Consider the following 14,060-nt stretch of genomic DNA (forward strand, 5'->3'; position numbering starts at 1 on the left):
CAGGCGACCACCCGCCCCCTCGACGCTGGTGCGAGTCAGTCGACTGCGGCCTGCCAGCTCCAGGAGGTGCGCTTCGCCCGGCCGGGCAGCTCGCCGCGGCCGGTCATCCAGAGCAGCACCTCGGGCGCCGCGCCGGGCGGGGCGTCCGGGAAGAGTCGCCGCAGCACCAGCGCGCTCAGGCGCTGCGGCGGCTGCCACGGCACGCCGAGACCGAGGGTGATGTCGTGGGTGTGCAGCAGTGTCTCGGCCACGCCCATGGCGGCGAAGCCGGCCGGATCGCACGCACCGAAGTGCCAGGCCCGCGCGGCCGGTGGGGTGGCGTCGACGGCGGCGGCGAGCAGACCGCCGCAGGCCCGCACCACTGTGAGCACCTGCGCCGGGCTCGCGTCGGGGGAGACCCGCAGGTCGTACGGCAGATAGCCGTCATCCGGGCGGCCGGTGACCTGGCCCGCGTACGCGAGGAGGTCGTGCGCGATGTGCGCCGCGGTGGTCCAGCAGCTCCAGGTCAGCGAGCCGGCCGGCACCGACCAGTCGCGATCCCGGTGTGGCAGCAGCACCCGGGTCGTCTCGTCGGCTGCCTCCCGCAGGTCGGCGCCGGTCACCGCGGACATACGCCAACCCGCCGGACAGCGCCGGGCGTGGGATTCGCGTCGTGGGTAAAGACAGTCGAGGCGTGCAAGAATCCATCCTCGCACATGCGGGGAGGCGAGCGGAGTGTTGCCCAACCTGGTGGTGGACACGACGGTGCTGCCCCCGGCGGACCGGTTCGCGTTCTGGTATGCCCTGGTCGCTCAGGAGACCGCGCCCGCGCACATCAGCAGCGGCCACCTGGACAACTTCGTGGCCTACGCGCAGGCCATCGATCTCGGCCGCATTCGGATGACCTCGTTGCGCTACCCGTCGCTGGACTCGATCCGGCCCACCACACTGGTCCGCCGAGCCGAGGGGGACGTGTATCAACTCGCGCTACCACTGACGGGTCGCAGCACCCTGATCCAGGACCGCACCGAGTCCACGCTGGAGGCCGCGAACCATTTCACGCTCCTGGACACCGCGCGGCCGCACGTTGCCCGGCACCGCGCGGACGGCCCCGGTCCCGCCACCACGATCACCGTGCAGATACCGCACGCGGCGCTGCCCCTGGCGCCGGACCGGCTCCGCCGCTTGCTGGCCACGCCGATGCCGTCGCACCTCGGCGTCGGCGGGCTGTTGGCCCACCACCTGCGAAGCATCGCGGCGCACCCGGAGCAGTTCGAGCCGGCCCAGGCCGAGATCCTGGGCGGGGTGGCGGTGGACCTGCTCGCTGCCGCGCTCGCTCAGTACCTCGACATCGAGGACACCCTGTCACCGGAGGCGCGGCACACCGCGCTGCGGGCCCGGGTCGTCGATTTCATCGACCGCCACCTCGACAGTGACGAGCTCAGCCCTCGCAGCGTCGCCGCCGCCCACCACATCTCGCTGCGCTCGCTGCACCGCCTGTTCGAGGCGGAGGCGACGACGGTTGCCGAACTCATCCGCGCCAAGCGTCTGGAGCAGTGCCGGCGTGATCTCGGCAACCCGCTGCTGCGGCAGCCGATCCAGGTCATAGCCGCCCGTTGGGGTTTCCCGGACAAGGCCCACTTCAGCCGCCTCTTCCGTGCCCACTACGGACGTTCGCCGCAGGAATACCGCACGGGCGTCGCTCGCCAGGACCGGTGACCCGCGCGACCGACCGTTACCGCCGGCGGTCGGTCGGATCGTCGTCGACGAAGTCACGGATCGCGGCGCGGATGCTCTCGCCGTACGGGTCGTCCGGTAGCCGCACCAGGTGTTCGCGGGCTCGCGCGAGGTGCTCCCGGGCCGGGCCGACGTTGCCCAGGCGTCGGTGGCAGTCGGCCAGGTTGAGGTACAGCGACGGCAGGAACGCCTCAACCTGGAGTGCGGACAGATACCGCTGGGCGCGTTCATCGGTCAGGTCGGACACGGCGGCCAGGGCACGCTCGTCCCAAGCCAACTCCGCCTCAGTGGAGTCCTGAAGATCGGCGAGGTAGTGCGCCAGGGTGCAGCGGTGCAGGGCGTCACCGGTGGGGCCGAGTTCGTCCCACAAGGCGGTGAGCAGTTCACGGGCCTGGGCAGGTGCGCCACTCTGGCCGAGTTGTACTGCTTCGATGATGCGGGTCATGGTCGGGTCGGCGGTCGCCTGGTGGGTCATGTCGCCGATGGTCGGGCCTCAACCCGGTCGAGGGTCAAACTGCTCTCGGGCCCGTACAGCAACCCGCATTCAGAAAACCACACCTCCGACTCAGCTCCGCGCCGATGACCACCCGTCGGCGACGAACCGGGAGGCGTCGGCACCCTCGCCGGAGAAGAGCATGCCGTGCCGGTCCGCCGCTTCGACCCGGTCGACGTAGACGCCACGCCCCTGGCCGGAGCCGTCGGTGCTGCTGCTAAACCGCAGGTGGGTGGCCTGATCGGGCAGTGCCACCGTGACCTGCCACCACACCCGACCTCCGTAGCCGGTGACCGTGCCGTCGGCGCTCCACCGCCGGGCGGCGTCGCGGAGCTGCATCGTCGCCGGCGCCCAGGTCTGACCACCGTCGGTGGAAACCTCGAATCGCGCGCTGTCGAAGCGGGGCTCGGTGTCGTACCAGAGCAGGAAGCTCGCCGCCCCGCCACGGCCGGTCCGACGCAGCGGCGCCGTGAGCGTGCTCGTCGCGGAGTCGCGTGGGTCGGCCCGCCAGGCGCTGGCCGAGCGCGGCCGTACCGGCATCGCCTCTGCGAGGTCACGCGCGACGGCCCGTCGGGCGACGTTGTTGCTGCCCCAGCCCCGGTCCGGGTGCACCCGGTTGCTGAGCATGACGACGAACGAGTGGGAGAGCGGGTCGATGACGATCGACGTTCCGGTGAAGCCGGTGTGCCCGAAGGCCACCGGAGAGGAGAGCCCCATCATGTACCAGTGCTTGTTCAGCTCGAAGCCGAGCCCGCGGTCGCTCTCCGGGTAGGCCGACTCGAGCGGCGCGTTGTGATTGACCAGCATCGCGCGCACCGTTTCCGAGCGCAGGATCCGCCGGCCGCGGTATTCGCCGCCATTGAGCAGTGACTGGCAGAGCACGGCCAGGTCCGCGGCCGTGGAGAAGACCCCGGCGTGCCCGGCCACCCCGCCGAGCGACCACGCGTTCTCGTCGTGCACCTCACCCCACACCATGCCGCGTCCGGCGTACGGCTGGTATTCGGTCGCGGCGATCCGCGACCGCCGCTCCGGGCCCGGGTTGTAGCCCGTGTCGGTCATGCCCAGCGGCCCGGTCACGCCGTCGCGGACCAGGTCGGCCAACGGCCGACCGGTTACCCGCTCCAGCAGGACGCCCAGCGCGATCAGTCCCAGGTCGGAGTAGACGTACTGGCTACCGGGCGTTGCCCCGGTGGTGAGCGGCGTGGCGAGCGCGGCGGCGAATCGCTCGGCCGGTGTCGGGTACCTGCTCCAGAGTGGTGTGAACGCGGGCAGACCCGATGTGTGGGTGAGCAGCATCCGCACGGTGACCGCCGCCTTGCCGCCGGCAGCGAACTCCGGGACGTACCGGATGACCGGCGTGTCCAGCTCCACCCGCCCCCGCTCCACCTGCTGCATGGCGACGATCGTGGTGAACAGTTTCGACACCGACGCCAGGTCGAAGATGGTGTCGCGCCGGGTCGGGATCTGCTGGTCGGCGGGGAGTTCCACACCGACCAGGTCGGGCGGTGGCCCAACTGCCGAGTACTTCACCGCGCTGCCCACGGCGGCGTGCTCAACGATCACACCGTCCTTGGCGGCCAGGACCACCGCGCCGGCGTACGCCGGGTAGCCGGGGTGCTCCGGGGTCGGCTGGAGATACGCCGCCAGGTCGGCGGACAGGCGATCCACCTGGTTGGGGAGCAGTCCGACCTGGCGGGCGCTACCGCGCCGCAACGTGTCGTGACGGAACTGGATGTCAGCGGGGGTGACGCTCGGCGGACCGGACGTAGGTGTCGCGGCGACCGCCCCGCTGGTGGGCAGCACCGTGCCCAGGATCACCAGAGCCAGGCCGAGCGCGAGTGAGCGGAGCGGACGACGGGTCGACCTGGTCATGACCGCACTCCTCAGTAGAGCAGGTAGGGCCGGCGACGCCGGTTGAAGGTGGCCAACTCCTCGGCCCAGGCGCCGACGACGTCGTCCACGTCAGCTCCGGCATCGATCTGGGTCCGCAGTCGCGGCGACCCCGTGAGCTTGTCGATCCAGTACGGACGCACGGTGTCCCACGAGTCGCGTCGCCAGGCGAACGCCGGGTACCTGTGCGCCTCCACGAGCATGGCCACTCCGGTGCGGATCGGGTCGTACACCGCCGGGTCGACGACCTTGACCTCGACGCCGGCGCAGAGCTTGTTGAGCAGGTCCGGCTTCTGCCCAACCGCGGTCGGCGAGAAGTACGCCTCGCGGAACTCGACCCCGGGCAGGTTCCGGGCGTTGAGCCGGTCACCCCAGTGGTGGTCGAAGTCCGTCGCCAGCCCGCCGATCAGCTCGAACGGGCGGCACGTGCCGCGCCCCTCGGTGATCGAGGCGACACCCTCGAACAGCCCGGTGCCCGGGTAGACCAGAGCAGTGTCCGGGGTGGGCATGTTCGGGCTGGGCATCACCCAGGGCACGCCGGTGTCGGCGGCGAGAGCGTCGCGCTTCCAGTGCCGGCACCGCACCACATGCAGGTCGACCGGTCGTCCCGCCTCGGCCGGCAGGAACGTGTCGTTGAAGAACCGGGCCAGCTCTCCGACGGTCATCCCGTGCTGCTGGATGATCTCCTTGAGACCCACGCCCGAGGTGTACGGGCTGGTCATCATCGGCCCGTAGGCCCGCCCGCCGATCGGGTTGGGCCGGTCCAGCACGACGTAGCGTTTACCGACCCGGGCCGCGGCGACCATCGAGGTGTACATCGTCCAGATGTAGGTATAGAAGCGAACTCCGACGTCCTGGATGTCGAAGACCACCGTGTCCGCCCCGGCCTCGGTGACCATCGCTTCCCACCGGGCCTGCGAGGCGCCGTACGCGTCGTACACCGGGATGCCGGTGCGTGCGTCGACGCCGGTTCCCTCGCTGCCACCGGCCTGGGCGGAGCCGCGGAAGCCGTGCTCGGGGCCGAACGCCGCGACCAGTTGCACCCGACCGGAGCCGTGCATCAGGTCGACGAGATGCCGGTAGGACGCATCGACGCCGGTCGGGTTGGAGATGACGCCCACGCGCTGACCGGCGAGTTCGGCGAACCCGGACGACACCAACTCGTCGAGGCCAGTGCGGACTCGACGGTCACGGGAGTTGGCCGCCGCCGGTCCGACACCGAGCGTCCCCGCCCCCAGCGCGCCCGCACCGACCGCGCCGACCAGGAAATTCCTCCGCTGCATGCTTGCCTCCTACCAGCTCAGGCCGTGGCCGTAGGGGTAGAGCACGGAGCCCGCCCCCTCGGCCGTGGGGATTGTGACGGGCAGCCGTCCGCTCGGGGACAACTCGCCGTGCAGCGCGCGGACGAGGGCGTCCATCGCCGCGCGGGTGTACGAGTACGTCGCGAGGTAGGTGGTGACACCCGGCAGGTACGCGATGTCGTACGGGTCGCGGACGGCCACGACGACCACGGGTTTCCCGGCGCCGAGCAGCGCCGCGACGAGGCGCTGCTGGGTGGCTCGCGGGTCGGTGACGGCGGTGTCCCACGCCTTGTTCACGAGCACGACGGTGAGGTCGTGCTCGGCGGCCTGGCTCGCCGTGGCGGTGATCGTCGCGTCCGAGGGCAGCGTCGCCGGTCGGGCGGTGACGCGGGCACCACGCGTGGTGAATCCGGCGGCGACCGTCGCGATCGGGGCGAAGGCGGCGCTGTCCCAGCCGGTGATCAGGACCGACCGGTCGGCGTGGGGCAGGGGCAGCACTCCGGCATCGTTGCGGACGGCGGTGAGCGTCGGGTCGGTGACCTGGGTGACGGCGGCGAGGTGCTCCGGAGCGCCGACGGTCCGGACGGCCTTCTCGACGTCGACCAGCGGCGAGCGGGCGAGTCCCTGGCGATACTTCACGCCGAGGATGCGCCGGACCGATTCGTCGATCCGACGCTCGGTGAGCTCGCCGGTGGCGACAGCCCGCAGCACCGCGTCCCGCGCCAGCGCGAGATTCGGCGGCATCAGGAGCTGGTCGGCGCCGGCCTTGAGCGCCAGTACGGGCACCCGCTCGTCGCCGTACTTCGCCCGCACGCCAGCCATGTTCAGCGCGTCGGTGACGATGACGCCCCGGAAACCGAGCTCACCGCGCAGCACGCCGGTGAGGATCGTCGGCGACAAGGTCGCGGGGTCGCCGGACGGGTCGAGCGCCGGGACCACGATGTGCGCGGTCATGATCGTGTCGACACCGGCGCGGATGGCACGCCTGAACGGCGGCGCGTCGATCCGATCCCACTCGGCGCGGCTGTGGTTGATCACCGGGAGACCGGTGTGGCTGTCGGTGGCCGTGTCGCCGTGCCCGGGGAAGTGCTTCGCCACGGCGGTCACCCCGGCCCGGTCCTGGAAACCGGTGACCTGGGCGGCGGTCAGGTCGGCCACGAGGGTGGGGTCGGCGCCGAAGGACCGCACGCCGATCACCGGGTTGCCCGGGTTGACGTTGACGTCGGCGATCGGCGCGTACGGCTGTCGGATGCCAACGGCGCGCAGCTCGCGTCCGGTGACCTCCGCCGCCGTCCTGGCGGCCCGGGGCGACCGCCCCGCGCCCAGCGCCATCGACCCGGGGAACTGGGCGGCGGGGGAGGGCATTCGCACCACCGCGCCCTGTTCCTGGTCGGTGGAGATGAGCAGTGGCACCCTGCCCTTTGCCCCGTCACCACGGGCAGCCCTCTGCAGTCCATTCGAGAGGGTCGCGACCTGCCGGGGGCTGTCCAGATTGTGCGACCAGGAGAAGTAGCAGACGCCGCCCAGGTGGTACCGCTCGATCACCTCGGCCGGCGTCTCCACACCGAAGGCGGCGAGGTTCGCGGTCCGGTCCGCGGCGCTGGGGTCCGTGGCGTCACCGCCGTGGACGTAGGTGGCGAAGAGTTGTCCGACCTTCTGCTCCAGGGTCATGTGTCGCAGCGTCGACGTGACCCAGCCGTGCTCGGCGGTCGGAGGGCGCACCGGCGTGGCGGCCTGGGCAGGCAGGGAAGCGAGGGTGGCCGCCAGTGTGGCCGCCAGGGCGGTCGCGGTAACGAGTCGGGTCTGCATAGACGCCTCTCAGTCCGGGTGGCTGAAACTTAGCTACACGTCAGCCGCCCGTCAAGAAGACAACCTACGAATTGCCGCTGGCCGACACGGGCCGCCCCCGGGAGAGTGCGCGAACGCCGCGAAGGGACATTCGTTCTTAGAGTCAAAAAATTACAAAGCTTTGCTCGAATCTTGCAGAGCGCTGTTCGTGTTCGTAAACTGCCGTGGTGAGCGAGCACCCTTTGGTCCAGGCGAGCAATCTGACCAAGATCTATCCGCCACGCGGGTCCACAGCGGAGTTCCGTGCGGTCGACGGCATCGACTTCGCGCTTGAGCGGGGGGAGTCGTTCGGGCTCCTCGGCCCCAACGGCGCCGGCAAGTCCACCACCATGCGGATGATCGCCGCCACGTCGCCGATCAGCGGCGGCAGCCTGCGGGTGCTGGGCATGGACCCGATGAGACAGGGGCCGGAGATCCGGGCCCGGCTGGGCGTCGTCACGCAGGACGACTACCTGGACAACGAGCTCACCGTGCGGGAGAACCTGCACATCTACGGGCGATACTTCGGCCTGTCGCGGGCCGTCATCCGGGACCGCGCGACCCGACTGCTCGACTTCGCCCAGCTTCAGGAGAAAGCCGGCGACCAGGTCGAGACGCTCTCCGGCGGCATGCGGCGGCGGCTGACCATCGCCCGCTCCCTGATCAACGAACCGGACATCCTGCTGCTCGACGAGCCGACCACCGGCCTCGACCCGCAGGCCCGACACATCCTGTGGGACCGGCTCTTCCAGCTCAAGCAGCAGGGTGTCACGCTCATCCTCACCACGCACTACATGGACGAGGCCGAGCAGCTCTGCGACCGGATCATCGTGGTCGACCACGGCCGCATCGTCGCGCAGGGCTCACCCCAGGAACTGATCACCAGGTACGCCACGCGGGAGGTTCTCGAACTCCGCTTCCGCCTCGACGAACGCGACACCGCGGCGGAGAAACTGCGCACGTCGGTGCTGGCCACCGGCGGCAACGACGCCGAAGGCCGCGTCGAACTGCTCCCTGACCGGGTGCTCGTCTACGCCGCCGACGGCGAGGCGGCCCTCGCCGCGGTGCACGCCATGTCGCTCACGCCGCTCACCGCACTGGTCCGCCGCGCGACGTTGGAGGACGTGTTCCTCAAGCTCACCGGCCGATCGCTCATCGAGTAGCAGGAGAGCTCACTGGTGTTTCGTGTATTCAGGTACTGGTTGACACGCTACCGGCGTACCTGGCGGGGGTCGATCGTGATCAACGTGCTGAACCCGTTGCTGTTCCTCATCGGCATCGGCGCCGGGCTGGGCGCACTGGTCGACGACAACGCACCCGCCCAGATCGCCGGCGTCTCCTACGCGGCGTTCTTCGCCCCGGGCATGCTGGCGGCCGCCGCGATGCAGAACGCGTTCCTGGAAGGGGCCGCGGGGGTCGCCCGCGCTGCCGGCTTCGGGGCGTACCGCAGTGCCACACCGACGCCGCTGAGACCGGAGCAGCTCGCCGCCGGGCACCTGCTGTTCATCACCTTCCGGGTCCTCATCGCCAGCGGCGCCTTCATCGTGGTGATGGCCGCGTTCGGGTTGATCGGGGGATGGTGGGCCCTCGGCGCCCTGCTCGGGGCGACGCTGACCGGGGTCGCGTTCGCGGCACCCGCTGCCGCGTGGGCGGTCGGTGTCCGCAAGATGCGCCACATCGACACGGTATTCCGCTTCGTCATCATGCCGCTCTACATGTTCTCCGGCACGTTCTTCGCCGTCTCGCAGCTACCCGAGTGGATCCGACCGGTGTCCTACCTGCTACCGCTGTGGCACGGGGTGGAGCTGTGCCGCACCCTCAGCCTCGGCACGGCGACGATCACCGGCAGCTCCGTCCACATCGGCTACCTGCTGGCACTCGCGATCGGCGGCTTCCTGGTCGCTCGGGTCACCTACCGCCGACGGTTGCACCCGTGACGGCCCACGCCCAGAGCCCCGTGGAGGCACCATGACCACCGTCGCCGTACCCGCCTGGACGAGACGCCGGGCCCTGGCCCTCATCGAACGCAACTTCATGATCTACCGCCGGTCCGTCACGCCGCTGCTCAACGCGCTCGTCGAACCGATCCTGTACCTGCTGTCGATCGGCGTCGGCGTCGGGATGCTCGTCGGCACGGTCCCCGGCGTCGATGTCCCGTACGCCGCCTACGTGGCGCCGGCGATCCTGGCGACCACGGCCATGAATACGGCGTTCAACCAGACGAGCTTCGGTGTGTTCATCCGGATGAGGGTCGAGAAGACCTACGAGGCGATCCTGCCGACACCGCTCTCCGTCACCGACATCGCCGTCGGCGAGGTGACCAGCGCGATGATCAACGGGCTGCTGACGTCGATCGGATTCCTCACCCTGATGGCCGTCGGTGGGCTGGTCACGTCGGCCTGGGTGCTGCTGGCCCTACCGGCGTCGGTGCTGATCTCGTACGCGTTCGCGGCCGGCGGGCTGGCCGTCACGACGTACCTGCGCGACTTCCCCGACTTCCAGTACATCCAGCTCTTCATGCTGCCGATGTACCTGTTCGCGACGACGTTCTATCCCCTGTCGGTCTACCCGGAGGCGGTGCGGCCCCTGATCCAGGCGCTGCCGCTCTACCACAGCATCGAGCTGGTCCGGGAACCCGCGTTGGGCCACCTCGGCTGGGAGCTGCTGATCCCGGTCGCCTACCTCGTCGCGTTCGGCTCGATCGCGATGTACGTCGCCACCCGTCGAATGACCCGGGCGATGCTGCGCTGACGACCACCGCGGCCCGGGGCGCTGTCCTCGACCCGGTCGACTGTCAACTCACAGTGGAGAATCTGGTCGTCAAGCAACCCGCTGATCGTCACACCGATCTGTCTGCCTGGGCCAGTGCGGTGCCAAGTCCTCGGGCTCCAGCCGTGGTAAGCCCTTGTTCGGCGGAGGACCAGGCGTCGGCAGACTGTCGCGCAGCGTCGCGATCTGGCCCACCCCGGTGAGATCGAACAACCGCCGGATCCTGTCTGTCGGCCGACAGACGACCAGCGCGGAGCGGTTGGGGAGGCTGAGGTGCACCCGGGCCAGGAAATTGGGCAACGTGGAGCAGGCGAAGCTGACATCAACCAGGTCGACCACGACCTCGGTCGGCGCGATGGTGGAGAGGCGGTCGACCACCTCCGACAACGCCGCGTTGGCGTCCAGGTCGATCTCGCCGGCGAGGTGCACCAGAGCGGTGGGGACATCTGTGGCGGCTAGCACGGTGATGGAGAAGTGGTCGCCGATTACCTGGGCCATAGCTCACCTCAGCATGGTCTGACTCATGCCGGGGTCTAGGGCAACGACCCACAACGGACCGCCCTCGGATGCTACCGCCTAGAAGCTCACTGTGCGAAAGGTCAGGCAATCTCGGCGGTTGCCTCATCCTGCGACGCAGTCGACTCGCAGCTAGGATGAGCCAACCGGATCTGCGAGTCCTGCTGCCCCAGCCCTCGGCGGCGCCTCATTTGGAAGGTGCCGCCGTGTCGCATCCAACGTCCGTGAACTCCTGGTTGTCACCTCAGTGTCGGTTCGCCGATGGCAGTCGTGACCTCGGTGCGAGCCATGGCTGACCGCACCAGAGCCATCAGAGACCTCATCCTGCGGCAGCCCGACGGACCTGGCGGCAGCGATGGCCTGCTGCGCCGGGTCTGCGGCGCCGCCGCGCAGGAGCTGGCAGCGTTCGGGGCTGGGATCAGCGTGATGACCGAGGACGGGATCCGTGGCGCAGCGGCCGCGTCCGACTCGGTCAGCGAGCGTATCGAGGAGTTGCAGTTCATGATCGGTGAGGGGCCCTGCATCGACGCCTTCGCCAGCCGTCGGCCGGTGCTTGTTCCTGACCTGGGCAATCTCGTGGACAGCGCAGACGGTCGTTGGCCGTTCTACGCACCTGCCGCCCATGAGAGCGGTCTACGCGCGGTTTTCGCGTTCCCGCTGCAGATCGGCGCTGCCCGCCTGGGTGTCCTCGACGTGTTCCGTGACCGTGTCGGCCCACTGACCGGTGGGGAACTTGCGGATGCTCTCACCTTCGCCGACGTCACCGTCACCGTCCTCCTCGACCAACAGGCGCAGCGGGCCAACGGCGCCATCCCCGACATCGTCGATGACGGGGCCGATTACCGTGCGGAATTGTTTCAAGCCCAGGGGATGGTCATGGTGCAGCTTGGGATCACCCTTGGTGAGGCGATGGCGCGGATCCGCGCCTACGCGTACGCGGAGGATCGTCGCCTCAGCGATGTGACCCGAGAGATCGTCGCCCGCCGGCTGCGGTTCGACCGCGACGAGCGGTAACTCAGTTTCCTATGACCGCGCGCATGAGGGCCGGACGAGCCGGGAGGCAAGCATGACCATCGTTTCCGCCGAACGGATGGCAACGATCTTTGTCGAGGTGGCCGACACCCTGGTGGACGACTTTGACCTGATCGATTTCCTGCACATGCTGACCGACCGGGCGGCCGACCTGGTCGACGCGGCCGCAGTCGGGATCCTCCTGGCCGATCAGCACGGCCGGCTCGAGTTCATGGCAGGCTCCAACGAGAACGTCAAACTGGTGGAGCTGTTCCAGCTACAGAATCACGAGGGTCCATGCCTGGAAGCCTTTCAGACTGCGGTGCCCGTCATCAACGTCAACCTGGGCGAAGCAGGGGAGCGGTGGCCCCTGTTCGCGCCACGTGCCACCGCCGCCGGATTTCACTCGGTGCACGCGTTCCCGCTGCGACTGCGCAGCCAAGTGATCGGAGCGTTGAATGTCTTCGGTGGCACCAAGGGTGGCGCCTTCGAGGGCACCGACGTGCCGGTGATGCAGGCACTGGCGGATGTTGCGGCGATCGGTCTCTTGCAGGAACGCGCCATCCGGCGGGGCGAGCTCCTGACCGAGCAGTTGCACGGCGCGCTGAACAGCCGCATCGTCATCGAACAGGCCAAGGGAGCGGTGGCGCAAGCCGCTGGTATTGACGTCGACGAGGCGTTCGCCGTCATCCGCAGTTACGCCCGCCGTCACAACCGCAAACTGACCGACGTCGCCCACGCCTTCGTCACCGACCCGGCCATGCTGGCTCGTATCCTCTACGCCTGAAGGCCGCCCCCGCACGCATTACCGCTGGGAAACGATGGCCTCGAGCACCGAGCGGACGGGCGTCGGACGACGACCGATGAGGGTTTGCAGCGTCGGGTCGGTGACGGCGAACTCTCCCCGTCGCGCTGCGCGGTACATCCCGACGGTGAAGTCGGCGGCGGCTGCGGGCATGCCGTGCGCGACGGCATTGGCCTTCCACTCCTCGTCGCCGACGACCACCCGGGTGATGGAGCGGCCCGTAATGTCGGTGAGGATTCCGGCCACCGCTTCGAGGTCGAGTGCCTCCGCCGCGGTCAGCGCCGGCGTGATGCCGTCGAGCAGGCGTTCCTCGGCCAGGGCGATGGCTGCGGCCTCGGCCAGGTCGGCGTGCGCGGTCCAGGACACCGGGCCGTCCGCCGGCGCCACGAGTTGCCCGGTCTCCAGCGCGGCGCCGATGGAGAAGCTGAGGGCGTTCGCGTAGAACCCGTTGCGCAGGGCGGTGAAGGGAACCCCCAGTCCGGCCAGGTGCTCCTCGGTCGCGGCGTGCGTGGGTTGGGCGGCGAAGAGCGAGTCCCGGGAGGCGGCCTGGTGGCTGGTGTAGAGGATCCGTTTCGCTCCCGCGGCGCGGGCGGCGTCGATGGCGGCGCAGTTGGCGACGATCGCGCCGGGGCCGCGGATAGCGGCGGACACGATGAGGACCTTGTCAGCACCCTCGAAGGCGTGCCCCAGCGTGCCCGGGTCGGTGAAGTCCGCGGCGCGCACCCGCACACCCCGCTCGGCGAGGCCGGCGGCCCTGTCGACGTCGCGCACGCTCACGCCCACGGCCTCGGGCGGCAGCCGGTCGAGCAGCCGGTCGACGATCTGGGACCCGAGCTGACCAGTGGCACCGGTGACGACGATCATGTGAAAACTCCTTGTTATCGGCGATACGGCTTTTACGTTAACACCGATAATTCGTGGATAACAAGGCGCTGTTAGCATCGGTTCATGGTGACGACGCAGGACACCCGCGACGACGTCCGTGCGGGCATCGTCGCGGCGGCGACCCACCTGCTGCGCGAGAAGGGCGCGAACGCGGTGACGACGCGCGCCGTCGCTCAGGCCGCGGGCGTGCAGGCGCCGACCATCTATCGCTTGTTCGGCGACAAGGACGGCCTCATCGACGCCGTCGCCGAGCACGTCATGGCCGCCTACGTCAGCGGCAAATCCATCGCAGCGGACGTCCCGACGGGCGACCCGGTTGCGGACCTGCGCGCCGGGTGGCGCGCGCACGTGGAGTTCGGCCTGACAAACCCCGAGTTGTACGCGCTGATCGCCGCGCGGGGGAGCGGCGCACCCTCGCCGGCAACGGTCGCCGGCCTCGATGTGCTACGTCGTCGCGTCCGGCGCCTCGCCACAGCCAGCCTCCTTCGGGTCGACGAGGAGCACGCTCTCCTGATGATCCACTCGGCGGGCAACGGAGTTATCCTCACGCTGTTGGGAATGCCCGCCGAACAGCGCGACCACGGTCTGGGCGAGGCCATGCTCGATGCCGTCCTCACCAGCATCCTGGCGACGACTCCGGCAACACCCGACACCACAGCGAGCGCGGTCGCGGTGACCTTCGCGACGGTGCTGCCCGACCTCCCGGGGCTCACCGCCGCCGAACGCGCGCTGATGGCCGAGTGGCTCCACCGATCGCTGACTCACCCGACGCCGTGATCACCTGGCGAGGAAACGACTCGACGGGATCGCGCTTGCAGAGATAGTTTGCACTTGACCGCGACACCGC

14 protein-coding genes are annotated in these 14,060 nt (G+C 69.6%); 7 read left to right on the plus strand and 7 right to left on the minus strand.

All coding sequences use genetic code 11. The annotated features are described in order from the left end of the window. Positions 1-35: 35 nt before the first annotated feature. Positions 36-611, minus strand: coding sequence for a maleylpyruvate isomerase N-terminal domain-containing protein (locus ACLJOK_RS10075; RefSeq protein WP_410817833.1), 576 nt, complete (start codon positions 609-611; stop codon positions 36-38). Positions 612-714: 103 nt separating this feature from the next. Here ACLJOK_RS10075 and ACLJOK_RS10080 point away from each other — a divergent pair, with 103 nt between their 5' ends. After that, the gene (locus tag ACLJOK_RS10080) at positions 715-1,698 is read left to right on the plus strand and encodes a helix-turn-helix domain-containing protein (RefSeq protein ID WP_410817834.1); all 984 of its coding nucleotides are present in this window, start codon (positions 715-717) and stop codon (positions 1,696-1,698) included. Between the two features lie 16 nt (positions 1,699-1,714). On the opposite strand, the gene ACLJOK_RS10085 is transcribed toward ACLJOK_RS10080, so the two are convergent. The 4 genes from ACLJOK_RS10085 to ACLJOK_RS10100 all read right to left on the minus strand — a co-directional run bounded on the left by ACLJOK_RS10085 (position 1,715) and on the right by ACLJOK_RS10100 (position 7,209). Then, positions 1,715-2,191 carry a hypothetical protein gene (locus tag ACLJOK_RS10085; protein WP_410817836.1) on the minus strand — a complete coding sequence of 159 codons (477 nt, stop codon included), beginning with the start codon at positions 2,189-2,191 and terminating at the stop codon, positions 1,715-1,717. Positions 2,192-2,281: 90 nt separating this feature from the next. Further along, positions 2,282-4,081: a serine hydrolase gene (locus ACLJOK_RS10090; protein ID WP_410817837.1), complete on the minus strand. Its 1,800-nt coding sequence runs from the start codon at positions 4,079-4,081 to the stop codon at positions 2,282-2,284. Between the two features lie 11 nt (positions 4,082-4,092). Then, the gene (locus ACLJOK_RS10095; RefSeq protein ID WP_410817839.1) at positions 4,093-5,382 is read right to left on the minus strand and encodes an exo-beta-N-acetylmuramidase NamZ domain-containing protein; all 1,290 of its coding nucleotides are present in this window, start codon (positions 5,380-5,382) and stop codon (positions 4,093-4,095) included. Positions 5,383-5,391: 9 nt separating this feature from the next. Then, positions 5,392-7,209, minus strand: a complete 1,818-nt coding sequence (locus ACLJOK_RS10100) for a glycoside hydrolase family 3 protein (RefSeq protein ID WP_410817840.1) — start codon at positions 7,207-7,209, stop codon at positions 5,392-5,394. A gap of 203 nt (positions 7,210-7,412) precedes the next feature. Here ACLJOK_RS10100 and ACLJOK_RS10105 point away from each other — a divergent pair, with 203 nt between their 5' ends. The 3 genes from ACLJOK_RS10105 to ACLJOK_RS10115 are packed head-to-tail and all read left to right on the plus strand — an operon-like array spanning position 7,413 to position 9,978. Continuing rightward, on the plus strand, positions 7,413-8,390 hold the full coding sequence (locus ACLJOK_RS10105; protein ID WP_410817842.1) for an ABC transporter ATP-binding protein: 978 nt from the start codon (positions 7,413-7,415) through the stop codon (positions 8,388-8,390). A gap of 15 nt (positions 8,391-8,405) precedes the next feature. Then, on the plus strand, positions 8,406-9,164 hold the full coding sequence (locus ACLJOK_RS10110) for an ABC transporter permease (RefSeq protein ID WP_410817843.1): 759 nt from the start codon (positions 8,406-8,408) through the stop codon (positions 9,162-9,164). A gap of 31 nt (positions 9,165-9,195) precedes the next feature. Next, positions 9,196-9,978 (plus strand): ABC transporter permease, encoded by a 783-nt coding sequence (locus ACLJOK_RS10115; protein ID WP_410817845.1) that lies wholly within the window; start codon positions 9,196-9,198, stop codon positions 9,976-9,978. Between the two features lie 69 nt (positions 9,979-10,047). Here ACLJOK_RS10115 and ACLJOK_RS10120 read toward each other — a convergent pair whose 3' ends face one another. Then, a complete protein-coding gene (locus ACLJOK_RS10120; protein ID WP_410817847.1) occupies positions 10,048-10,494 on the minus strand; it encodes an STAS domain-containing protein in 447 nt (148 codons plus the stop codon). Positions 10,495-10,800: 306 nt separating this feature from the next. Between ACLJOK_RS10120 and ACLJOK_RS10125 the strand changes: the two genes are divergently transcribed. Both ACLJOK_RS10125 and ACLJOK_RS10130 read left to right on the plus strand, forming a co-directional pair. Then, complete coding sequence (locus tag ACLJOK_RS10125; RefSeq protein ID WP_410817848.1) at positions 10,801-11,526, plus strand: GAF and ANTAR domain-containing protein; 726 nt, start codon at positions 10,801-10,803, stop codon at positions 11,524-11,526. A gap of 52 nt (positions 11,527-11,578) precedes the next feature. Continuing rightward, entirely contained in the window at positions 11,579-12,310 is a 732-nt protein-coding gene (locus ACLJOK_RS10130) for a GAF and ANTAR domain-containing protein (RefSeq protein ID WP_410817850.1), read from the plus strand. A gap of 18 nt (positions 12,311-12,328) precedes the next feature. Here ACLJOK_RS10130 and ACLJOK_RS10135 read toward each other — a convergent pair whose 3' ends face one another. Next, the gene (locus ACLJOK_RS10135) at positions 12,329-13,192 is read right to left on the minus strand and encodes an NAD(P)H-binding protein (RefSeq protein WP_410817851.1); all 864 of its coding nucleotides are present in this window, start codon (positions 13,190-13,192) and stop codon (positions 12,329-12,331) included. Positions 13,193-13,276: 84 nt separating this feature from the next. Between ACLJOK_RS10135 and ACLJOK_RS10140 the strand changes: the two genes are divergently transcribed. Continuing rightward, positions 13,277-13,990, plus strand: a complete 714-nt coding sequence (locus ACLJOK_RS10140) for a TetR/AcrR family transcriptional regulator (protein WP_410817852.1) — start codon at positions 13,277-13,279, stop codon at positions 13,988-13,990. Positions 13,991-14,060: the final 70 nt, after the last annotated feature.

It is taken from the genome of Micromonospora sp. 050-3, assembly GCF_046549335.1.
Lineage (GTDB): Bacteria > Actinomycetota > Actinomycetes > Mycobacteriales > Micromonosporaceae > Micromonospora > Micromonospora trifolii.